The sequence below is a fragment of the Brachybacterium avium genome (assembly GCF_002216795.1).
Classification (GTDB): domain Bacteria; phylum Actinomycetota; class Actinomycetes; order Actinomycetales; family Dermabacteraceae; genus Brachybacterium; species Brachybacterium avium.
In genome coordinates this window covers 2,365,356-2,388,357 of sequence record NZ_CP022316.1, presented here as the reverse complement: position 1 = coordinate 2,388,357, position 23,002 = coordinate 2,365,356, and the positions used below count along the sequence as shown (strand labels likewise).

General features: G+C 65.1%; 17 protein-coding genes and 1 pseudogene. 10 read left to right on the top strand and 8 right to left on the bottom strand.

Annotated features, from left to right (window positions below; genetic code table 11):
- The first annotated feature begins 8 nt into the window (after window positions 1–8).
- Both CFK39_RS16910 and CFK39_RS17505 read left to right on the top strand, forming a co-directional pair.
- Entirely contained in the window at window positions 9–977 is a 969-nt protein-coding gene (locus tag CFK39_RS16910) for a putative DNA binding domain-containing protein (protein ID WP_245822484.1), read from the top strand.
- Window positions 866–1,213, top strand: a complete 348-nt coding sequence (locus tag CFK39_RS17505) for a hypothetical protein (RefSeq protein WP_420836220.1) — start codon at window positions 866–868, stop codon at window positions 1,211–1,213. Before CFK39_RS16910 ends, CFK39_RS17505 begins: the two co-directional genes overlap by 112 nt.
- A 256-nt stretch (window positions 1,214–1,469) precedes the next feature.
- Here the strand turns inward: CFK39_RS17505 and CFK39_RS10675 are convergent, their stop codons facing one another.
- The 5 genes from CFK39_RS10675 to CFK39_RS10655 all read right to left on the bottom strand — a co-directional run bounded on the left by CFK39_RS10675 (window position 1,470) and on the right by CFK39_RS10655 (window position 5,551).
- The gene (locus CFK39_RS10675; RefSeq protein ID WP_157697142.1) at window positions 1,470–2,885 is read right to left on the bottom strand and encodes a plasmid pRiA4b ORF-3 family protein; all 1,416 of its coding nucleotides are present in this window, start codon (window positions 2,883–2,885) and stop codon (window positions 1,470–1,472) included.
- A gap of 175 nt (window positions 2,886–3,060) precedes the next feature.
- Window positions 3,061–3,435: a type II toxin-antitoxin system VapC family toxin gene (locus CFK39_RS10670; RefSeq protein WP_157697141.1), complete on the bottom strand. Its 375-nt coding sequence runs from the start codon at window positions 3,433–3,435 to the stop codon at window positions 3,061–3,063.
- Window positions 3,432–3,695, bottom strand: coding sequence for a type II toxin-antitoxin system Phd/YefM family antitoxin (locus tag CFK39_RS10665; RefSeq protein WP_089065441.1), 264 nt, complete (start codon window positions 3,693–3,695; stop codon window positions 3,432–3,434). The genes CFK39_RS10670 and CFK39_RS10665 overlap by 4 nt, the downstream gene beginning before the upstream one ends.
- A 128-nt stretch (window positions 3,696–3,823) precedes the next feature.
- Window positions 3,824–4,759 carry a hypothetical protein gene (locus CFK39_RS10660; protein ID WP_089065440.1) on the bottom strand — a complete coding sequence of 312 codons (936 nt, stop codon included), beginning with the start codon at window positions 4,757–4,759 and terminating at the stop codon, window positions 3,824–3,826.
- Window positions 4,760–5,296: 537 nt separating this feature from the next.
- A complete protein-coding gene (locus CFK39_RS10655) occupies window positions 5,297–5,551 on the bottom strand; it encodes a hypothetical protein (protein ID WP_089065439.1) in 255 nt (84 codons plus the stop codon).
- Window positions 5,552–5,651: 100 nt separating this feature from the next.
- Between CFK39_RS10655 and CFK39_RS10650 the strand changes: the two genes are divergently transcribed.
- From CFK39_RS10650 to CFK39_RS10635, 4 genes are all read left to right on the top strand, one after another.
- A complete protein-coding gene (locus CFK39_RS10650) occupies window positions 5,652–6,203 on the top strand; it encodes a hypothetical protein (protein ID WP_089065438.1) in 552 nt (183 codons plus the stop codon).
- Between the two features lie 656 nt (window positions 6,204–6,859).
- A complete protein-coding gene (locus CFK39_RS10645; RefSeq protein WP_157697140.1) occupies window positions 6,860–7,435 on the top strand; it encodes a 3'-5' exonuclease in 576 nt (191 codons plus the stop codon).
- Complete coding sequence (locus tag CFK39_RS10640; RefSeq protein WP_089065436.1) at window positions 7,432–8,136, top strand: BRCT domain-containing protein; 705 nt, start codon at window positions 7,432–7,434, stop codon at window positions 8,134–8,136. The genes CFK39_RS10645 and CFK39_RS10640 overlap by 4 nt, the downstream gene beginning before the upstream one ends.
- A 4-nt stretch (window positions 8,137–8,140) precedes the next feature.
- Window positions 8,141–10,906 (top strand): DEAD/DEAH box helicase, encoded by a 2,766-nt coding sequence (locus CFK39_RS10635; protein ID WP_089065435.1) that lies wholly within the window; start codon window positions 8,141–8,143, stop codon window positions 10,904–10,906.
- Between the two features lie 166 nt (window positions 10,907–11,072).
- On the opposite strand, the gene CFK39_RS10630 is transcribed toward CFK39_RS10635, so the two are convergent.
- Window positions 11,073–12,164 carry an HNH endonuclease gene (locus tag CFK39_RS10630; RefSeq protein WP_089065434.1) on the bottom strand — a complete coding sequence of 364 codons (1,092 nt, stop codon included), beginning with the start codon at window positions 12,162–12,164 and terminating at the stop codon, window positions 11,073–11,075.
- A 185-nt stretch (window positions 12,165–12,349) separates the two neighbouring features.
- Between CFK39_RS10630 and CFK39_RS17580 the strand changes: the two are divergent.
- The 4 genes and pseudogenes from CFK39_RS17580 to CFK39_RS10605 all read left to right on the top strand — a co-directional run bounded on the left by CFK39_RS17580 (window position 12,350) and on the right by CFK39_RS10605 (window position 17,899).
- A pseudogene (locus tag CFK39_RS17580) lies at window positions 12,350–13,689 on the top strand (DUF262 domain-containing protein).
- 1 nt (window position 13,690) lies between these two features.
- Window positions 13,691–15,370 carry a DUF262 domain-containing protein gene (locus CFK39_RS10615; RefSeq protein WP_089065431.1) on the top strand — a complete coding sequence of 560 codons (1,680 nt, stop codon included), beginning with the start codon at window positions 13,691–13,693 and terminating at the stop codon, window positions 15,368–15,370.
- Window positions 15,367–15,729 carry a GmrSD restriction endonuclease domain-containing protein gene (locus CFK39_RS10610; RefSeq protein WP_245823018.1) on the top strand — a complete coding sequence of 121 codons (363 nt, stop codon included), beginning with the start codon at window positions 15,367–15,369 and terminating at the stop codon, window positions 15,727–15,729. Before CFK39_RS10615 ends, CFK39_RS10610 begins: the two co-directional genes overlap by 4 nt.
- 40 nt (window positions 15,730–15,769) lie before the next feature.
- Complete coding sequence (locus CFK39_RS10605) at window positions 15,770–17,899, top strand: GmrSD restriction endonuclease domain-containing protein (RefSeq protein ID WP_089065429.1); 2,130 nt, start codon at window positions 15,770–15,772, stop codon at window positions 17,897–17,899.
- 221 nt (window positions 17,900–18,120) lie between these two features.
- Here the strand turns inward: CFK39_RS10605 and CFK39_RS10600 are convergent, their stop codons facing one another.
- On the bottom strand, window positions 18,121–21,111 hold the full coding sequence (locus CFK39_RS10600) for a restriction endonuclease (RefSeq protein WP_089065428.1): 2,991 nt from the start codon (window positions 21,109–21,111) through the stop codon (window positions 18,121–18,123).
- Window positions 21,111–22,982, bottom strand: coding sequence for a site-specific DNA-methyltransferase (locus tag CFK39_RS10595; protein ID WP_089065427.1), 1,872 nt, complete (start codon window positions 22,980–22,982; stop codon window positions 21,111–21,113). The genes CFK39_RS10600 and CFK39_RS10595 overlap by 1 nt, the downstream gene beginning before the upstream one ends.
- Window positions 22,983–23,002: the final 20 nt, after the last annotated feature.

The window sequence follows — 23,002 nt, the reverse complement described above, 5'->3', positions numbered from 1 at the left end:
GGGGTGATGTGATCACCGTCGACAAGGAGAACCCGCTCCGACAGGCCGGGATCGATTTCACGGTTCCTCCGGTGCGCACACACGTCAATCGACTGCCACTCGATGGCGACCGCTCCGTCCTCCGCATCGACATCCCTCCGAGCGAGCACGTCCACGAGACCGTGAACGGCGACGTGTTCCTGCGCGTCGGAGACGAATCGAAGAAGCTCTCCTACCCCCAGCGCCGTGAGCTCGACTACGACCGCGGCAGCGCACAGTTCGAATACGAACCGGCCACCGGTGCCACCATCGAGGACCTCGACACCGAAGAGCTCACCGAGTTTCGCGAGTCGATCGGTGCGGCCGCTGATGACCGTACTGCGCTCCAGGCACGGAGCCTGCTTCGCCGGGACGGCACGCTCACCCAGGCCGCGGTCCTCCTGCTCGGCAAGCGCCCGCAGGACTGGCTTCCGCAGGCGCACGTCCGCGTCACGCGCTTCAGCGATGACATCGCCGGGACCGGCCGGCGCCAGACCGTCGAGTCCGGCATGGATGTGCGCCTCGAGGGGCCGATCGCCCGCGTCATCGATGATGCCGCTGCGCGTATCGAGTCATGGATGCCGCACCGCCGAGCTCTCGGGTCCGGCGGTCGGTTCACCGACCACTCCCTCGTACCGAAGGACGCCTGGTTCGAAGGCTTCGTCAATGCCGTCGTGCGTCGCAGCTACTCGATGGCGGGAGACCACATCCGTGTGGACATCTTCCCTTCACGCATCGAGATCGAGAGCCCCGGCCGATTCCCTGGACTCGCGGACCCACCAAGCCGCTGGATATCGCCAGATACGCACGGAATCCTCGGATCGCGCGCGTGTGCGCCGACCTCGGAATCACCCAGGAACGCGGAGAGGGCATCCGACGCATGTTCGAGGAGATGCGCCTGGTCGGCCTCACGGATCCCGACTACCACCAGACCAGCGGAAGCGTGCGCCTCACCTTGACTGCGCTCAGCCGCATGAGTCCCGAACAGCAGGCGGCACTGCCCCGAGGGGCTGAAGAGATCCTCACCGTGCTTCGCCGCGGCGATCACCCGCTCGGCACCGGAGACATCGTCGCGGCCACCGGACGCTCCCGCCCCTGGGTGCGGGCGCAGCTCGAGGAGATGCGCACCAGCGGAGTGATCCGCTGGGACGGGAAGTCGCCTCGCGACCCCCGTGCCACATGGTCACTGCCGTGAAGAGTGCAACGGCCGTCGGTGCCGACTCGAAGCTGCTCGAAGCTACTCGAAGCTACTCGAAGAATCTTAGAGTAGCTTCGAGCTCGACATGGCTCTGGCCTCGTGGACGCAGCGCATCGCTGCCTGGTCCCGGCGACGCCTACATGACTCCCCGCAACAGGGCCCTCCGGTTCGATTTCACCGACCCATAGTGAGCACCGGGGCAGACAGCGGTGGCGCTCCCCGAGCCCGACTGGACGTGCGGTATCTGAGGGGCTCACCCGAGCGCGAGCGCCGCCCGCGCGAGCGCCCGCGCGGCATCGGACCAGCCGCCGCGCACCGCCCGGCGCCCCTGCTCCGGAGTGATATTCCGCAGCACGGTGGCGGCGGGCAGATCGCGCACCATCCAGCGATCGACGACCCCCTCAGGGGTCCGCCAGCCGAGCCGCCCGAGCGCTGTCGGGGTCGCCTCCGGGTCCACTGCCGTGCCGCTCGGGGTGGAGCCGATGTGGGCGAGCAGCAGCACGGTGGCGTCGTGCTCGAAGGAGCCTGGGGCTGGGATCAGGGAGGCGGCGAGGAGGGACCACAGGGCGCCGGGGTCCTCCGCCGCGGGCAGCGCCCGACGGGTGGGCAGCAGCTGCCCCTTGAACTTCCGCAGGATCTTCAGATGCTGGAGAGCCTCGCGCACATGGAGCAGTGGGAGCGCCAGGTTCTCGCGGTTGTTCTTCCCGATCCAGTCGGCCATCTCGGGCACCACCTGGCTCGCCGCTTCGACCTCCTTCGGCGTGAGATAGCCGGCCGAGGTCAGCGGCAGGCCACCCGCGGCCGCGCGGTCGAGGAACCAGGAGATCCCGCGCAGCGCGGTGCGGAGCTCGTCCAGCTCCGGCGGTTCGGTGGCCGTGGTCATCAGCAGCGCCCGCGCGAGCAGGTCCTCCCGCAGCGAGGAGGGAGGCAGGCGGGTCAGCACTGCGGTCAGGACGGGAGAAGCTCCGTACGCGGTGGGGTCGAGATCGGAGATCTCGAGGGCTTGCTGGAGCTCGGCGAGGTCGAAATGCGCCGGATCCGGGAGCACCTCGGCGAGATCCTCGGCGCGGGTGAGCCCTCCGCAGTCCTCGGGCGGCGCGGCGCGCCGACCCCCGAGTGCCCGAACCGGCGGGGACCCATCCGCCGCCGGGCGCACCGACTCCAGGCGCAACCGCAGCTGCCAGTCGTCGCCGTAGTCATAGACATAGGCCAGGCGATCACCATCGACCTGCAGCAGTTCGTCCAGCCTCACCTGCGAGGCGGGGAGCCCGTCGTCCTCCCCATCCTCGACGTCGTACGGGCACAGGAACAGCTGCGAGTCGAGGTCGAAGGGGTGCCCGCCGGCGGCGAAGCGCCACAGGTGCGCGTCGAACCACCCGAAGGCAGTCTGGAGGATTTCGTGCGTCTGCTCGAGGGTGAGGTCCGAGCGCAGCTCGAGCCGGCGCCAGATCGGTGGGACCGCGTGCTGGAGGTCCACCCGCACCCGGAGCAGCGCCGGCTCACCGAAGGGCGGACGGCGCAGGTCTGGCCGCGTGGGGCGCGCCATCTCCCCGCCCGACGGGTCGAGCAGGCCGGCGAGGACCGCATGGATCTCCTCGTGGCTCATGGTGCCGAGCTGCTCGCGGAAGTGGCGCATGAGCTCATGATCGGTGGGGTCATCCGAAGACATGGGGCCACGGTACTGGCATCGGAGGTGCGCGAGGCCGGGTCTTTCCGTGCCCTCGGCGAGCGCGACGGCGTCGATGTGCATGACGTTCGGCTGGTCCTCCGCGAGCGGGGCGTCGCCGAGCCCTGGGGGCGGCGTGAGCAGCCAGGACCGGTTCTGGGCAGCGACCGGGCCGAGGTCAGCGATGAATGGCGAGGCCGTGCCGCTCGGCCGCGAGGGCGAGCTCGCGATCATAGGTCGCGATCGCGGAGACGTCCGTCCCGTACAGCAGCGCGGTCGACAGGTGCAGTGCGTCCATCGCGCGCAGCCCCGCCTGCAGGGACAAGGCGTGGTCGATGATCTCGTCGTCGACCGCATCGAGCTCCACGCGGCGCAGGATCGCCGCGACGTCCTCCAGCGCTCCCCCTCGGCGGAGCACGGTCGCCTGAAGCTCGACCTCGAGCAGCCGCGAGGACAGCAGCTCGGTCCCCTCAGCGAACAGCGCCTCGACCTCGCTCACCTCGGGCTCCCGGCTGAGGAGCTTGTACGCCGCGGAGGTGTCCAGGTAGATCACGGCCGGTCCCCGCGCATGTCCTCGAGCATCTGCTCGGTGCTCCATCCGCGCAACGGGCTGCGGATCTCCGGGATGCCTCGCTCCGGCGCGCGGCGGAGCGCGCCCGTGGCCAACCGACGCGCCCGGCGGTCCGAGGGCACCGGGCTCAGCTGGGCGATAGGGCGGCCACGATCGGTCACGGTGATCTCCTCGCCGGCTTCGACGCGGGCGAGGACACGAGCGGTCTGCTGGTTCAGCTGGGTCCGGGTCACGTCGGCCATGACACCACTGTACATCTGGATACTAGTTCTAGTACATGAGGGTTGTGGATCGCCTGCACGAAGACGCTCGCCGGCATCGGATCGTCGAAGGAGACGTGGTTCCCGTACCCCGCGCTCCCCTGCGGAGATCACAGCAGCTCGGCCTCATCGATCAGGTAGGCGGGCACGGTCGTGCTGCCGCCGATCTGGGTGTCGTAGCTGATGCTCCCGCCGATGGTGATCCACAGCTTCACCTCGTCGTCGGCGACGAAGGGGTCGAGCACCGGGCAGTCGGATTCGCCATCGCCCGCGAAACCGACGGAGTTGTGCTCATAGTCGTACCAAGCATCCTGCGGAGCCTCGGCGATGGAGATCCGGACGAAGCACTTGCCTGTCGCGGCGTCCAGCTGGGTGATCGCGCCGTAGACGATCACCTGGCGCCCGAGGTGGTCATCCGGCGCCTTGACGATCTGGGCGAGGGTGCGCTCGTCCAGCTCCTCGTAGATGCTGAGATCCGGCGCCTCGGTCGGCGCCGGGCTGGGCCCCTCCGTCGGCTCGCGGGGCGCCTCCTGCGTGGCGACGGGCTCCTCCTCGGCGAGCGGTTCGTTCTCCGTCACCGGGTCCGCCTCGGGGGCGGAATCCTCCTCCGCCGGGTCCGACGGCTCGGTCTCGGTCTCGGTCTCGGTATCCACGTCCTGGTCGGCCTCCTCAATCCCCTCCGCAGCGACCGTCGGCCCCGAGGTGCCGGGATCGTTCGGGGTCAGCACGAGGCCGACGAGCGCGATGGACGCCGCGATCGATGCCAAAGCGCCGACGGCCGCAGCCAGCGCACCGGCATAGGTGCGCTTCGTCGCGAGCCCACGACGGGCTGCGACGATGACCAGGACGATGCCGACGAGCCCGAGCGCGGCACCGAGAAGCGGCACCAGCCCGAGCACGAACGCGGCGATGCAGACGATGAGCGCGGCCGTGGCGAGCGGCGCCGAGGTCGCTGTCGCCGCCGGGGGTCCGGACGACGTGCCGGGGCCGGCGGGTGCGCTGTCGCTCGGCGTTCCGCCGTCGTAGCGATAGGGAGGCATGGTCATGTCATCACCTGCGCCGCCGACTTCGGCGCATCCTTTCGTCCTGGGGCCCGCGCTGTTCGGCGGATCATCACCGGCAGTCTCCCCACGGGCTCCGACAGACCACGAACTCTGACAAACGAACTGTCACGACGCCGCGCTGCCCGTCAGCCCATTTTGCGATGATCACGTCTTCATCTGCCGCTGGCCGGAAGGGGTTCTCGTGGGACCGCTCGATCAGGTCGCCCATCGCAGGAAGCTCGGGGACTGCTGCGCCGCAATGGGTTTCACGAACCAGCAGGCGCATTCGGCGCTCAGCGATGCCTACGCCGCGGCCCACGGAGGAGCAGGAGCGGCTGGGTGTGGAGGCAGTCGCGGGGTGAGCCGCTGTCTCCGGACGGGCCCGGGGCCGAGCTTCCCGAATGTTCGTGTGCTCCGGACCCAGGGCCGCAAACGCCACGCTGTCAGGTCCAGCGTCGTCATCGCAGGCGACCACGTCTGACGTGTGCCCGCGTCACATCGTCGAGGGTGAGGACACTGCGACCCACGCTGACCCGTAAGTCAGTAACCGCTGGTCCCGTCGAAGAGCTCTCCGAAGCGGTCTCCGAGCGACGGCGCCTCGGTCCTGCCCACGGCAGTGCCCTGGAAGGTGTCCACGTATTCGTCGTACTTCATCGTCACAGGCTCCTCATCGCCCCAGGGGTTCACCACGGTGACCGTGCCGTTCTCCACGTCCACGGCGGAGACCTTGTACGCATGTTCACCGGCGATCTCGCCATGCGCCGGTTCGGTGATCCCGCCGTTGTCCACGGTCATCGGGCGGCCGTCCTCGAGCAACTGCGATCGTGTTCCATGGCACAGTGGATTCGATCTCGGGCGAAGGGAATGGGGAGTGGCCCCCATCAGGAAGGCAGCGATGACGAGACCCGGCGCGACGGTCTCGCGCAGAGCGCGCCTCGCCCGCCGGGGACGGGTCCTCCTCGCGGCGACGGGCGCGGTCCTGCTCAGCGGATGCTCGCTCCTCCCGGTCGGAGAGGACCCGAGCACGGAACCCAGCGACCAGGCGACCACGACGCAGGCCGCACCGAGCGAGGGCACCCTCCTGCCGGAGGGCACGGCCGCGGTCGAGGTGACCGCAGGCGAGATCGTGCAGGTCTCCCTGCCCGAGGGATCGCTCGGCGTGGGCGACTACTGGGGCGTGGTCTCCATGGGCGATCCCGCGATCGTCGAGGCAGACGTCGCCATCGGTGAGAAGGTGTTCGGCGTGGAGCCGGCGTCCGACAGCACCCAGGCCCCAGGCAGCACCCAGCAGTTCGCCGTCGAGATCCACGGGCTCGCCGCCGGTGAGACGACGGTGCGGGTGCTGTACTGCACGCGGACCCGAGAGGTCGAAGAGGACTGCGACCAGAGCCATGGAACGCTCGAGGCACCCGTGGAGCCGGTCGAGATCTCGGTACGGGTGGCCTGAGGCGATCACGCGGAAGGTTCCGAGGCAGGGACTCACCGCCGAGGACGACCACGAGGCGCCTGTGGCGGCGGGGTGCTTCGCAGCGGTGTGAGGGTCTGGTTCAGCGAGCCAGCTCTGCTGCTGCGGCCGGCCGTGAGGTCCTCATCGGACAGCTCAGCGCCTCGTTCCGGTTCGTCCACCTCGAGCGACTTTGCCGGGACTCCGAGCATCCATACCAGCATGCCCTTGCCGGCCGCGCCCTCGTCAGAGACGATCACGGGGGCACCGCGTTACGCCACTGTTCGGAACTCAACTGCTGCGCGGCGGCAGAGCTTGAAACTCGAGCCGATGGAGCGCCGAGCGGAGACTGGGAACCGGAACAACCAGGACGTGAGAGAGCATCACGACCGCATGGTGAGCTGCTGAGGGGCGCACTCGACTCAGGGGCGTCGACCGAACCATTCGTCCTGGTGTGAGCACCGCCGAAGGGCAGCGACGGATCTCGCGCCGAGCACCCTTGGACATGCTCGGACACCAGTTTCGCAGCTCGCATAGTCCTCTATCGACCCCCACGCCGGCCGAGATCGTCATCATCTCGAGACCACAGTTCTCCTACAACTGTCGGGTCCCGGTGGAAAGCTCTGTGTGACCAGGAGAGCCGTAGGAAGGTAGGAGCTTTGACCGGGTACGCCGTCATCGATCTCGAGACGACTGGATTCTCGCCAGCGAAACATCACCGCATCCTCGAGATCGGGGTCGTGGAGGTTTCGGAGAGTGGCGAGATCGAACGCGAGTGGGCCTCGCTCGTGAACCCGGGCCGGGACATCAGCAACTCGCACGTTCACGGCATCACTGCCACCGATGTGGCCGGTGCCCCGCACTTCCGCGACCTCGCTCCGATACTGCTGGAGAGCGTGCAGGGCCGCACGATCGTGGCTCACAACGCTCCGTTCGACCTGCGCTTCCTCGAGGCGGAGCTGCTGCAGGCGCAGATGACGCCCGCCCTGCTGCCGCTGTCCGGGCTCTGCACGATGCAGTGGTCGAGCGTCTTCCTCGAGGCGCCGTCCCGCAAGCTCGCCGATTGCTGTGCCGCCAGCGGCATCGAGCTCGTGGACGCGCACTCCGCGCTGGCCGACGCCCGCGCCACCGCGCAACTGCTGGGCCATTACCTCTCGCTGCTCGAGGGCAGCGGTACGCTCCCCTGGCAGGAGGAGCACGAAATCTCCTCGGCGCAGATCTGGCCCTCCCCGTGACCGGCGCTCCAGCGCGGGTGCACCCCCGCGAAGCCACCCTCTCCGCACGACCCGACGCCTGGCTGGACCGGATCCTCTCGCGGATGCCGCGCACGGCGGACGCGCGTGTCGACTCCTACCTCGAGACCCTCGAGCGCGCTCTGCTCGACGGTGTGCTCGCCGAGCACGAGAAGGACGCACTGGTCGAGGTCGCATACGCCCTGGGACTTACCCGCGGCGCCGTTCTGGACCTGCACGGGCGATATCTCGACGCGATGGCGGAGGTCGCGCTCGAGGACGGAGTGGTCACCGAGCAGGAGCGCAGCGACCTGGACCGAATCGCCACAGCGCTGGGACTACGGGAGGGGGACGTCGTCCGCGCGCTCGAGGCTGCCACGAGCATCCGGTCGCTCGACGCTGCTGGCGGCAGTGGACACGGCAATGCTCCTGGCGGACATGGAGCTGCCCTGAGGCTCGGCACGGCCGGCATCGACCTCGCTCCCGGTGACCGGATCGTCTTCACCGGCGCCATGGTCCGCGACCGTGCTTCATGGGAAGCTCTCGCCCGGGAGCTCGACTACGTCCCCGGCAGCGTCACCAAGAAGACCGCGCTGGTGGTGGCTGCGGATCCGAACTCGCAGTCCGGCAAGGCGGCCAAGGCCCGCGCGTACGGGATCCCGATCATCACCGAAGAGGCCTTCGCACGCATGGTCGGCGCCTGACACGATGGTGGATCTGACCCGCGCCGACCGAGCACAGGTGGTCACCGACGCCACCGCGTTACAGGACCAGGCCCGTGCTCTGTTGACAGCCCGACAGGCCACCCGGGACGCCGGCGATGAGGCGCGACACCACCTCGAGAAGCGCGCGGTCCCGCTGCTCCTGCCCGCGGCTCATGACCTCGTGCCGAGTGGCGAAGGCACCCCCGCCGCCGTCGACGGCATCCACGGCCGGCTCCTCCCGCTCCTCCCGCGCGATGCCGACCTCTTCCATGCAGAGCTCGCCGCGCAGCAGCTGGAGGCCCTGCCGCCGCCCTTCGATTCCTGGCTCGAGCAGCTCGTCGGCTATATTCCCGAGGCGATCCCGCTCGCCACCCCGCAAGGCCTCTTCCGCCGGCTCCTCGGTCGCGCACCGGATGCGGAGGCACGGGACCGCGCCACCTCGGGCCTGATGGCGCATCTCGAATTCGCGGGCACACCGCAGACGCAGCGCGACCTCGCACGCGCACGGCCCGTCGATAACGCCGGCTCCGCGCTCGATCCCGACCATCTCCGTCAGGCGACCGCCGCAGCGCTCGGAACGGACGGCAGCGGGATCATGGTGTTGCCCACGCACGAGCTGCGCGACATCACCATTGCCCTGCTCACGAGCGCCGAGGCAGCCCGCGAGGGTGCTGTCCTCGAGGACGGCGCACGTGCCGCAGCAGAGACCGTCGTCGACGGGTCCGCCCAGGCGCTGCTGGCGGACATCGACATGGATCATTTCCGCACCCGGGTCTCCGTCGGCAGATTTCCCTCAAAGGCACTCGAACGAGCCGGGATACTCTCCGTCGCCGATCTCGCGGGCTGGCACGCTGCCAGGCTCGCCGCGCTCGACGGCATCGGCTCCGACACCGCGCACACTCTGGCGATCGCGGCGCAGCAGGTGCAAGGGCACGCTCGCGAGCAGGCGAAGATCGACCTCGCAGCAGAGATCCCGGACGCAGCCAACCTGCGATGCGCCCTCAAGGCGCTGCTCGACCACCGGCTGCGTGAACGTGGCGCGACCGCAGACCGGCAGCTGAGCCTGCGGATGGAGGCTTTCGCCCGTCGCGTCGCCGAAGCGACGCAGCACGGCACATGGACCACCCCCTACTCCTCAGAGGCCGGCCATGCGCCTGCGCTCCTCATCGGGAAGAACGGTTCCCAGGGTCGCGCCCTCCAGGATTCCCTGCGCTCCTTCGTACAGCGACAGGAGGCGCGAAACGCAGGGCTGCACCTGGACGCGGAGCAGTGTGCACGACTTGCCGCCGGAGTGGACGAGGACTTCACCGCACGGCCAAGCGACTACTTCGCCCTGTTGACAGAGCTAGGCTACGAGGATCGCCTCGCCCAGAACACCCACGGTGACCTTCCCGAGCGTCTGATCCGGCTGGTGGAGAGCGTCGAGCTGGACACCGAGCTGCTCACGCTGGAGAGTCTGCGCCGGTACCAGCACTTCGCCGCTCGATTCATCGTCCGTCAGCGGAAGGTGATCATCGGCGACGAGATGGGGCTGGGGAAGACGATCGAGGCATTGGCGGCGATCGCCCATCTCACCCGAAGGGGTCAGAGCCACACGCTGGTGGTCTGTCCGGCAGCAGTGGTCGCGAACTGGATCCGGGAGATCGAGTCGAAGTCCTCGATCGCCGCACACCGTCTGCATGGCGCAGAGCGGGACACGGCCGCATCGCACTGGCAGCGCCATGGCGGGGTCGCCGTCACGACCTTCGAGACGCTGGGCCGTCTCTTACGCTCTGGCGAGTTCGACCGGCTCGACACCGTCGTTGTCGATGAGGCCCACAAGATCAAAAACCCGGAGGCGAGGCGAACCCGGAACAGCGTGGCACAGCTGGAGCGCGCCTCCCACGCGATCCTCATGACCGGCACTCCCATCGAGAACCGGCTCGAGGAGTTCCGCACGCTGCTCAGCTACCTCGACCCCTCCCTCGCCCGCTCCTCCGAGGGGCTGCTGCCGGTGGCATTCCGACAGCACATCGCCCCTGCATACCTGCGGCGCAACCAGGAGGACGTGCTGAAGGAGCTGCCCGAGCTCAACGAGATCGCGGACTGGATCGAGTTCTCCAGCGAGGACCAGCGTGCCTACGAGGCGCAGGTCGCCGCCGGGAACTTCATGGGCATGCGACGCGCGGCAATGGAGGCGGGGACTCGCTCCAACAAGGTCGAGCGCCTCCAGGAGATCGTTGACGATGCAAAGGCGAACAGCCGCAAGGTCATCGTCTTCTCGTTCTTCCGCACCGTGATCGACTCGCTCAGCGAGCTTCTGCCGGGCACCGTGCACGGCCCCATCAGCGGTGCAGTGAGCGCGGGGCGGCGCCAGGAGATCATCGATGAGTTCTCCAGCGCTCCAGGAGGAGGCGTGCTCATCTCCCAGATTCAAGCCGGCGGCGAAGGACTCAACATCCAGGCAGCCTCCGTGGTGGTGATCTGCGAACCGCAGCTCAAACCTTCGCTCGAAGTACAAGCGATCGCCCGCGCCTACCGCATGGGCCAGCAACGCTCCGTGCAGGTGCACCGGCTCCTCTCCGACGAGGGAGTAGATCCACGCGTGGTCGAGCTGCTGGGCGAGAAGACCAAGGTGTTCGACGAGTACGCGCGCGAATCCGCCACCAAGGACTCCGATCTGGACGCCGTGGAGACGGGCGACGTGGCGATCGCGAAGCGGCTGGTGGCGGAGGAGCAGGCGCGGGTGTTGGGTGCGGGCAGTGCGACGGTGGCGGCCGTGCGGGGGTGAGCGGAGCACATCTTCATGACTGTCGCAAGCAATGCGATTCTCAGAGGTACGCGGCAAATTGGAGGGATGTCCGGTTCCAGCAACAGAACATCGACTGGGCGTCGAAAATGGGGCCGAAGCGGAGCTGCTCATAGGGGCCCTCCTTCGAAATCCGTTGGAGCGGAGATCAGAAGGGTGTGACGTCCCCAGACCAGTGGAACTCGGCGCCGTCGTAGACGAGTAGCTCCAGGTCCATCGCTCTATGGTGATTCCTGCACATAAGCAGCCCGTTCTCGAGCACCGGCTCCCCTTCTTCGGAATCGGGAATGATGTGCGCGGCGTCTAAGATCCTGGGCTCATCGATGTCGCACTGGTCGTAGGCACAGCGGTGCTCTCGCTCGGCCAGCAACAGCTTCCGAAAAGCGCGTTGGTGCTTGCGGCGACGGGCGAGAACCTCGCCGTATTCGCGTTTGATCTCTTCTCGATATGCTCGATTTCCTGAATCTTCTCCGCCGCCTGTAGCGATCTCGGAGGCCAGATGCCGCGCCCAATCTCGCTCGAGTTCCGCCGCGATGTCGTCGGGGATGGATGCCCCACCTCCGGCAGCCGTCCACACCGAGTGCGGGAACTCGCTGGCAAGCGCCGATGTTTCGAGAACATCCTCAGTGTCGAGCATTGCGTCCCATTCGATGTCGATGTAGTAGGTCTCGCCCGGCCGTGTCTGGTCCCAGTGCAGCGCCGTGTAGACCTCGCTCACCACCCACCCTGAGGCGATCACTCCGGGTGCGTGCTGCCCCGTCTTCCGCAAGAAGATCCGGTCTCCAACCCTGATCTGTTTCCGATTTGCGTAGATCGACCATTGCCCCTCTACGGTCTCGCCGTCCAGCGAGGCGTCCAGGATCTCGAGTCGGTGTGCATCGTCCCAACGGAAGTTCGATGGATTCCACAGCAGCATGTAGGTGGCGTGATCTCGGTCTTCAGTCTCGGTGCCGCTCGCAGTTGGGCCTCCGGAGACCGAGAAGCCCAGCCGCTCCAGAACGCGGACCGTTTCTTGTAGCCCACCCGTGAACTCCTCCGAGACGAGTGCCGTCCCCGTCGCGAATTCATGTGCCACGCCCAGGATTGCCTTTGACGGGTACGAGACTCCGTCGAGCTCCAATCGATACTTCGTCGAGCGGCCGAAGCCATAGCGGGACAGGAACTCTCGCTCGCCGAGCTCATCGTGGAGGCGCGCGGCTTCCCGAATATCATCCGTAGTCACTGCAGACAGGTTTTTCATCGACCCCTCGTTTCTGCTGCCTGCCAGCCCATCGCCGACGGCGTCCGCTCTATTCTGCCTGGAGATGCCGACATTCGAGGGCCCTCGCCGGGCAGTCGTTGTCCCCTACGTTCACGTCCGACCTGCGAACGCTGCCTTCGGAATCCCCGTCCTTGCGCGCCGGTCTCTCCGTTACTGTCGAATGCATGGCGATCAACACCGAGCTGCTGGACTTCGTCTCCGTCGACGGGCTCCTCGGCCCCCACGCCCCTACGCTGCGGATCCCGGACTTCCAGCGACCGTACTCGTGGACCCCGCGCATAGCCGCGCAGCTGTTCACCGACGTAGCCGACGCCCTCACGCATAGGCCCGAGCACCCCTACATCATGGGCACGGTCATCCTGCTCAGGCGCCCGGACGACTCACGCTTCGAGGTGGTCGACGGGCAGCAGCGTCTGCTGACACTTCACCTGCTTCGCGCTCTGCTGCGGGGGCAGGAGCTCCCGCTTCCGAAAAGCGGGAACACCCCGATCCACCTCGTGCATCAGGAACTGTCCCGACGGGTCACTGATCTTCGGCACTCCGACGAGCAGCTCGCCCGATACCGCGACTTCCTCGATACCCGGGCTCAGGTTCTGCAGATCGTCACCGATGACGAGGACGAGGCGTTCCAGTTCTTCGACTCGCAGAACTTCCGCGGCAAGGCGCTGCGCCCGCACGATCTGCTGAAGGCGTTCCACCTGCGGGAGATGTCCGAGGCCAGTACGTCGGAGCAGCGGGCCGTGGTGGAGCAGTGGGAGAAGGCCGACGAGAACGACCTCGACCGGCTCTTCGGCACCTATCTCGCCCGCATCCACTGGTGGAGCCGGAACCTGCCCGCTCATGCGTTCACCACAGCGGATCTCGACCTCTTCAAGGGGTCAGCCGCGCCACGCGCCGACTGCCTGGCGCGGAATACCACCGCGCAGCCAAGGCTGTCCTGCCCGGCTTGCAGGAGTGGGCCCACCCCGAGGCCGATGCAGCAGCCATCCGGGACTTGAAGCGCGCTCGTCATCAGCTGGATGCCCCCGTGTCAGCTGGAAAGTCCTTCTTCGATTACGCGGCCTTCATGCTCGAGGAATCGCAACGCCTCGACACGGTCCTCTTCGACGATGCCACGAGCGATGGTGTTTCGAAATCGGATCTGTCGGTGTTCCATGAGGGTGCTCGATATAGATACTGCCGGGAGCTCTACGTCGCCGCAGCGCTGTACTACACGAACAAGTACTCGGAGCAGGACCTGCCGCAGGCCAGGCGGCACCTCTTCCGCTGGGCCTATGCGCTGCGCCTCGCGTACGAGCGTCTCGGCTGGAAGAGCACGGACAACTATGCGCGTGGCCTCAGCACAGGCCTCGATGGCATGAATGAGCTGAATCTGTTCGCCACCATCCGCGACAGCCTCGACCCTCGCGGCATCGCGCTGGAGAACATGCGCTCACCACAGTCCTCACGGACAGACAACCCTGACGATCTGCACCTTCACGCCCTGCTGACGGAGGCCCACTGAGATGACCCAGACGATTGCACCCAACGAGGTTCAGGCCGTCTCCGTGGGCCGCCTCTTCAGTCCCGACGCACTCAGATACTCGATCCCGCTGTACCAGCGCAACTACACCTGGGGTGAGGAGCAGATCCACCGCTTGATCCTCGACGTCCTCGACGAGGCCGAACAGGACGAGTCGAAGGACTACTTCCTCGGCAATCTCGTGGTCGCCCCTCCGGGCCGGCCCGATGATCCGTTCGATGTGATCGACGGCCAGCAGCGCCTGACCACGCTGTACATCCTGCTCATGAAGCTCCGCGTCCGGGGCGCGCTGTCGGGTGTCCTCGACCAGCTGCAACCCCTCACCTACGAGGCTCGCGAGAAGGCGACCCGGGCTCTGCGCGGCGTCGCGGACTCTGCAGCTGCGCTGCCCGACGATGAGGCAGACCGCGAGGACTCCGGCATCCTGCGCGCCGCACAGATCATCGACGAGTTCCTCGATGGCGACCCCAAAGGCGCACGGTTCCTCGCCCCTGGGGTGATCAACTACCTGCTGCACCAGGTCATGCTCATCAGGATGCCGATCGACCGGAATACCGATCTGAATCGGTACTTCGAGATCATGAATACTCGCGGAGCCCAGCTCAGTCCGGTCGACATCGTCAAAGCGCGCCTGCTGCGCCACCTCACGGACCCACTGGACCGGGCACTGCTGAACCACGTCTGGACCGCGTGCTCCGACATGGAGCACTACGTGGGCATGACGACCACCGCCGGCAATACTGCCCTGCGCAGAGAGGTCTTCGGCCCGGAATGGGAGACCGTGCCGACCGCGGACTTCATCAGGCTCCGGTCGCAGCTCGTGGACGGACGGTCCAACAAGAACCATCCCCCGGACGACGAGGACATCGCTCCGGGTTCCGCAGCGATGTCGTTTGACGAAGCGCTCACGGCGTACTCCCGCTCCGACGTCATGGCGGAAGCCGACGATGCGGACGAAGGCGACCGCTTCACCTCACAGATCACCTTCCCGACCCTGCTCCTGCACGTGCTCGCCGTTCGCAAGCCGGACGACAACTCGGCACGGAGCGACCGCCAGCTCGACGACAAACTTCTCGTGCAACGGTTTTCCGAGCATCTCGATGACCTGCCGACTTCCGACCGTGGGAGCTGGGTCCGGACGTTCACCACCGATCTGCTGCGGATCCGATTCCTCTTCGATCAATACATCCTCAAGCGCGACGCCACTCTGACCACGGGCCATGAGTCGACCACCGATGAGGAGCCCGGCAGCTGGTCGCTATACCGGCTTGCGCGGGGTACATCGCGCCGCGGTCGCTTGCTCCAGGACACTCCGAGATACCCCTCGACCTTTGCAGCTGGCGAGTCGGGGGCCGGGTCCGGCAGCCTGCAGCGCCGGATCCTGCTGCTGCAATCGGCCCTGCGCATCACCTACACGTCACCACGCACGATGCACTGGATGACCGACGCGCTCCGTTACGTCACCGAGCTCGCTGACCGCAGCGAACCGGTCACGGCGCAGGGCTTCCTGGACCGACTCGAGGCGCACGCGCGCGAGCGGGTCCGCGACGCGATCACCCCCGACCCGAGAAGGAGAAGACCAGTCCGGACGGCCTCCCTCTCGGCTTCGCGATCCCGCGGATCGTGTACACCTACCTGGACTATCTGCTGGTGGAGGAGATGAATCAGTGGGACTTCACCTTCAGTTACCGCACGTCTGTGGAGCACTTCTCCCCCGGTACCGAGGACGTCGAGCACAGCTCGCATGAGTACCGCCTGCGCGACCAGGGCCTGCTGCATTGGTTGGGGAATCTGGCGCTCGTCACCGTCAGCACGAACTCCAAGTTCAGCAACTACCTCCCGGCCCAGAAGGCGAACAACCACGCTGCACGCCGGCAGAGCTTAAAGCTGGAGATCATGGCCCGACGGGCGGAGACGGGAAGTTGGAATGACGAGGATGTGCGGGCCCATCATGCGGAGATGGTAAACCTGCTGTTCCGGGCACTGGGGTGGGAACCGCTTCGGCTCGAGCCACTCGCCTGATCACGCACCGCTCCGCACTGGATATGAATAGGGTCGGGGTATGGAAACCCGAGTTCAGACCCCCGGCCAGCTCTTCCAGCTGACCCAAACGTTGGAGATCCCGCTGTTCCAGCGGCCGTACGTCTGGACTGAAGAACGCCAATGGGCTCCGCTCTGGGAGGACGTGGTGCGCCTCGTCGAGTTGCGCATGGCTCAGGCGCCTACCGCCACGCACTTTCTCGGGGCCGTGGTCATGCAGCAGAGCAGTGGACCGATGGGCTTCGCTGCGGAATACTCACTCATCGATGGACAACAGCGCCTCACCACGCTCCAGCTTCTGCTCAATGCAGCCAGCGCGGCGCTGCGAGATGCGGGGCAGATCGCGCCCGCCAACAACCTCCGAAAACTCACCCTTCACGACGAGGACCTCGGGTTCGAAGGCACGGAGCGACTCAAGCTGCGCCACACCAACGGGGACGGGATCCCGTTCCAGCAGGCGATGCTCCGGAGCGGCCCCCTCGACCTCGAGACGCCGACGGCGCCCCACCTGATCCTGGCCGCCCACCGATACTTCTACGATCAGGTCACCGCATGGGTGGGACGCGGGGACCCTGAGCACGCCGGCCAACGATCAACGTCGCTCGCGATGACGCTGAGTCGCGGTTTCGAGATCGTCGTGATCAGCCTCCGCACCGACGAGGACTCCCAATCCATCTTTGAGACGCTGAACGCACGCGGAACACCTCTGACCCAGGCGGACCTCGTCAAGAACCTCGTCTTCCAGAAGCTGGAGGCCGAAGGCGCGGACATCCGAATAGCGTACGAGGCGAACTGGCGGCTGTTCGATGAACCGTTCTGGACGAGCGAGGTGCGGCTGGGCCGTTTCACACTTCCCCAGGTGTCTCTCTTCCTGAACCATTGGCTCGTCGCTCAGACCGGCGAGGAGGTGCGCACCCCTGCCACGTTCGCACGGTTCAAGCACTGGCTCGAGTACGAGAACTCCGGGTCCGTGATCGATGTGGTCCGCGTCCTCCACGCTCACGCGGTGGCATACCAAGGATGGATCGCCGCAGCAAGCGCTAAAGAGGGTGCCATCGAACCGGTGGCGCTGTTCTTCTATCGCTCTCTTGCTGCGGGTACGAGAGCAGCCACCCCGCTCGTCCTGTGGCTCTTCGATGGTGCCAACGGCATCGGGCGGGACGAGGCGGAAGAGGCACTTCAATGGTTCGAGAGCTGGGTGGTCCGGCGCGCGATTCTCGGGCTCACCGCCGCGGACATGTCCCGCACAGTTGCGCAGCTCATCCGGGATCTCCGCGCAGCGAACCCGACCGAGGTCGCGGCGACGCTACGCGCCCTGCTCGAGAGATTCGACAGCCCAGGAAACTACTGGCCGCCGGATGCAGAGATCGAGCGCGCGCTTCATACCGTGCCCCTTTACCGCACGCTCCCCAGGGCCCGCCTGCGGATGGTGCTTGAAGCCATCGAGGATGACGCCCGCGGGTACACGTCGGGACGGGGTGCCTGGAGCGGGAGCCGCGTTCCCCGGGACACGATGAACATCGAGCACATCCTTCCCCGGCAATGGCGTCAGAACTGGCCGGTCAGTACTGAACAGGCGGAGATCGATCGCGACGAGCACGTCCACCGGCTCGGCAACCTCACTCTGTTGACCACCCCGCTGAACTCCTCGGTCTCAAATCGAGTGTGGTCGGGAAAGCAGGAGGCGATGACGCGGCACGATGTCCTCCTGTTGAACCGTTCCCTGCGTGACACGGCAGAGTGGAATGAAGCGAGCATCGACCGAAGGACCACGATCAACGTGAACGCTGTGAAGCGCACGTGGCCGGTGCCTGAAGGCCACACCGTGGTGCCAGAGGCCCGCAAGGCGGGACTCGACACTTCATGGATCGACTTCCGCCATATCGTCGCTGTGGGACTCGTCGAGCCCGGGACCACCTTGCGTGCACGAGGCGGCCGAGACGCCACCGCCACAGTTCTGGCCGACGGGAGGATCGATTTCAACGGCACGGCCTACGACACGCCCTCCGGAGCCGGCAAAGTGGCGCGCGGCGGTTCGACCAATGGTTGGGCCTTCTGGTCTCTCCCAGACGGACGCCAGCTGAGGCGGCTCAAGGAGCCGTATCGCAAACTCATGGAGGAGCGACGGGCCGAGGCACGACGTTCAGACTGATGCGTTCCAGGTCCAGTGCCGAGACCTCCACGGCACCGGTGCGCGACGGCGGGCGTCGGTCAGTGGACTGCGTTGGGGCGACAGAAAGCTTTCACCGGCCACCCGGCGCGGGCAAGATGTACATCCTTCCCTGCAGCGCCGTTGGGTGCCACAGGTCAATGTGACACATTCACGCGCATCAGCCCCAGCGAGGCGAATATTCACGCCATGACCAACTACAGCTAGATCCTCCAGCTTCCCGGCACCGACACCGCGTAGTCCCGCACGCCGATAGCCTCGAAGTGCTGCTTCGCCGACTTGATCTTGGCGTTCTCCGTCGGGCGGCGCTTGATTTCGTCTTCGGTACTCTTCGTCTCGCGGATCATGTAGACATGCTCTTCGCCGTCCTCGTGTTTCACGATCGCCCAATCCGGGTTGTAGGGACCGACCGGGGTGTCGATCTTGAACTTGTTGGGCAGCTTCATGAAGAACTTAATGTCCTCGCGACCGTCGAGCAGTTCCGCAAACTGGCGCTCGGGGTCGGAGTCGTAGACGACGTAGTCGAAGTTCGACTTGTCAGCGTTCTCCAGCTTGTACATCTGGTCGAGGAAACGTTCCTTCTCCTCCTCGCCGTCCTTGCGCAACTCACGTAGTTCGTAGACGGAACCTGCGATCTTCTCGTACTGCACGCCGTGGACGACGAGCTTGGCGAGCTCGGTCTGCAGTAGGCGCTTCGTCATGGCGATGAAGTCGTTCGGGTTCGCGATGAACTCGCCCAGCCGCCCGCTGCCGACGAGGACGTCGACAATGGTCTTGCGGGTGAGGGAAGTGGCCTCCTGCAACTCTCCGATGATGTCGGGCAGGTCGTAGCTGCCTCGGAGTTCCTGCTGACGTGACCCGAGTTCCTGGCCCTTCGCGCCGCCGCGAAGCACCTTCACGCCCGCGCGGGTGACCTGGATGCGCAGCGGGTCGATGTCCGGGGCTTCCTTGATCGCTTTGACCGAGTTCTCGATGATCTTGTCGCGCTCGACTTCGACGCGGTACGTGGTGCGGCGGCTGATCGTCTCCCAGAACTTCTCGAACTCCGGGTTCGCGAACAGCTCCTTGTTGAGCGTGCGGGACTGACGCTTGCTCTTGGGCTTTACGTACTTACCGATATGGGTGCGACTGATCAGATCGATGACGAACGGCTCGGCCCACATGAAGTCTGCAGGCATGTTGAGGCTGAAACCCTCAGCGTTTGGCTGGAACTTCGGATGAACAATGCCATCCCGATCGATGAACTCCTGCGCGAGCAGGTACTCCCATATCGACACAGATCCCTCATAGCCGAGGTTCTCATCGGTGATCGAGCCATCAGAATCCTGCAGCGGGATCTTCGAGAACTCCGACTTGCGCACTCGACCGATCTCGACACCCGCGTCCTTGTACTCCTTCTGGAGCGCATCGGCGAACTGCATATACGACTCGTTCGCCACGACCGTGAGCGTCGCGATACCGCGGTCTGCAACGCGCTCGAAACCGCCCTCGCCCTTCGCAACTGGCAGGCGCAGACCACGGCCGAGCGTCTGGCGTCGCTCCGTCTCGGCCCCCATCTCACGCAGCGTGCAGATCTGAAAGACATTCGGGTTGTCCCAGCCCTCGCGCAGGGCAGAGTGGCTGAACACAAACCGCGTCGGCTCATTCTCGTCGAGCAGACGCTCTTTCTGCTGCATGATCAGCTCGTATGCGTCGTCGTCAGCCTTGGTGGTGCCGGACGTGTCCTGGAACCTATCTGCGGCACCCTTCTTGCCCTTGAGGACAGAGAAGTAGCCGCGACGCAGCTCGGCCGGATCCTGCGGGAGCAACTCCTGCCACTGCGGAGACTTGGCGCGCTCTTCACGGAACAACTCGTCAAACCACTGCACGAACTGGCCGTTCGCATCGTTGTTGTTCGAGCCGTCACCGAGGAAGCTCTCGACCTTGTCGATGAAGAACAGGCTGAGCACCTTGATACCCTTAGCGCGCAACTGCGTCTCCTTGCGCAGGTGCTCCTTGATCGTCTCGCGGATCATCTCCTTGTAAATCGCGCCCGACGATCCGCCGATGCTCTCACCCTGATACAGGTAGCCGTGCAGCGTCAGGTCGACGTACGCGGGTTCGATGCTCATCTCGTTGACGCGCCAGCCGTCGTAGTTCGCGTTGTTCGTCAGGCGAGGGTCGGACAGCTCCTGGTTCTGTTTCACGTTCACCACGCGCCGCTCGAGCGAACCGTCGGCCTTGCGGCCGGACAGTTCCAGCCGGGCAACCCAACCCTTGTCGTTCTTGACCTCGACCAACTTGATGTACGGCGACGCGTCCGCACCTTGCTGCTGCACGTCAGCCACGACGATCTGCTTAACCAGACCGAGGTCGTGTGCATCGACCGGATCGAGCCGGTAGACAACGTTGCGGAGTCTCTTATGCGTCGCGCTGTAGCGCAGCGTGAACACGGGGTCCAGCTCGCCCACGGCCGACTGAGAGAGCAGGGACTCCATGTTCTGCGGCTCGTCCATGATGACGACTGGATGCGTGGCCTTCAAGTAGTCGATCGGTTTGAGCCCGTTCAGCTTGTCGCGCGTCTGGTGGATGATGCGCGTATTCGCGTTGCCACGGATCGAATCGATCGTCATGACCATGATCTGCACGTTGGTCGACGTCGCGAACGACTGCACCTCTTCGGCCGTCTTACCGCTGTACACAGACGAGTCGAAGGTGATGTTGCGCTTCTTGTAGAGGTTCTCAAAGTGCGAGCGCATGAGTCGGATGCTCGTGTTCACACCTTCACGGATCGCCACGCTCGGAACGAGAATGACGAACTTCGTGAAGTTGTACCGCTCGGCCAGTTCAAAGATGGTGCGGAGGTACACGTACGTCTTACCTGTACCCGTCTCCATCTCGATGTCGAAATCAAGCGCAGAATCATCAAAGAGCTTCGAAGCAACCTCGAGGCCGTTCTTGTCCTGCACTCGCTGCAAGTTGGCGAGAACCGTGTCGCGGTCGAGCACTAGGCGGTTACCGACAGCGCCGACCTCCTGCGAGAGATCGAGGTCGAGCGCCACATTGTCACTCAAGTCGGCAGCGGCCACCGGGCCACGAAGCGTCGTCTCCAGCTTCTCGCCATCTTTCGGCTGCCCATCCAACAGGTCGACAACCGAGTTGATGGCATCGAGCTGGTACTCCTGGCTGGCGTCAAACTTGAATCCACTACTCATTACGCCGTCCAATGTTCGATGCCGCGGCTCTTGCAGAGCTGGGCCAGGTTGGTTTTGAGCTGGTCGTCGCCCTGGAACGCATCCTCAAGGACGATCAGACGCTGCGGATCCTCATCCGTCACCGCTCGCAGCTGTTCGAGTGTCGGCTTGACGTGCTCGTTCAGGTAGGCGAGCACAATGCCATCGCCCACCGAGCGCAGGTTGAGGCCGGCCACATCGACCGGAGCAATCTGCTCGGCCAGCGAGTAACCCTGCTTGAGGAGGATCTCAGAGAGAAGATCGTCCGCCGACACGCCATCCTCGCTGCTGGACTCACGCAGGTCGAAGAGGTGCTGCTCGAGCTGGTTGCGGTCAACGTCGCTTGACACCTTCCACTTGGCGAAATTCGTGTCGATCAGTACATACGCCCGGAATCCTAGATCCACACCGGTTCCGGGGAAATTCTTTGCAATGGCTACCCCTGCACGCGAAATGCGCTCACGACTCAGCGCTGCAATATCGCCATATCCTTCCGAGGCGGCCTCCGAGTCGCTAAGTGTCGGCTCAGGAAGTTGAACCGAAATTGAGCGCCTAAAAATTCCATCCGAAGCACTCAAGGCCATTGTCGCGTGCGCAGTCGACCCAGATCCAGCGAAGAAGTCCAGCACGTAATCGCCCGCCCCAACACCAGCAATCTGAATAAGGCGCTGAATCAGGCGAGTCGGCTTGGGGTAGCTAAACAACGGCTTGCCACCAAAGAGATCTTTCACTTCTGACTTGGCAGACGAATTGTCGCCAGCAAACACCCTGCTAAACAGGGTGACCGGCACCATACCATCCTGCACGTCAGCGAGGTACCTCTTAATCATGGGCATCGAAGAACCGCTACCCCAAATGAGTGCTCGCGTTCGGATTGCCTCATCGATCGTCGCTTTGCTGTAGCGCCAGTATTGACCGCTTGGCCGACTGATTTCTGTGCCATCGGGCTTCGTAATCACATAATCAGCGTCGTAAGGGTTGTTCGCATAGATTGGGTCAGCCTTCCAGGGGCCTTGCGGATCACCATCCGGGTTCTTATAGGCGCTCGTGTTGTCGCGAGGAAGTAGTGAACGCTGAAACCCCCCATCGCCAGGCTCCTGCATCTTCTTTCGCGCGTAACAGAGCACATAGTCATGACTCACGGAGAACTGACGCGCAGAGTTCTTTCGAGTGTGAACCTTCTCCCAGACAATTTGTGCGACGAAATTTGATTCTCCGAAAATTTCATCCATCAATCGACGCAACTGCCCTTGCTCGTGATCATCGATCGAGACAAAAATGACGCCATCCTCGGTCAGCAGGTTCCGCGCGAGCTTGAGCCGCGGGTACATCATGTTGAGCCAGTTGGAGTGGTAGCGCCCCTCTGTATCGGCGTTGGTCGAGAGCTTCTTGCCCTCTTCGTTGACCTGGCGCGTCCACTCGAGGTAGGTGTCGAGCCCCTCCTTGTAGTTGTCCGGGTAGACGAAGTCCTTGCCGGTGTTGTACGGCGGATCGATGTAGATCATCTTGATCTTGGCGTGGTAGTGCTTCTGCAGGATCTTCAGCACCTCGAGGTTGTCACCCTCGATGAACACGTTCTTCGTCGTATCCCAGTCCTTCGACTTCTCAAAGTCCGGTCGCAGCGTTGCGGTCGTCGGCTCCTGCGCCGCACGCAGGGCGCGCTTCTTGCCAGGCCAGAACAGCCCGAATCGCTCGCTGGTTTCGGCGGCGTCGCCGTCCAGCAGTTCCGTGAGCTTTTCCACGTCCACCTTACCGTCGGCAATGACCTCGGGCATCAACTCAGCAAGCTGCGCTGCCAGCTCGGTCTGGAAGTTCGGGGTGGTGGATAGTGTTTCGTGGATTTCTTCCCTCATCGGGTGTTTCTCTTTCCTAA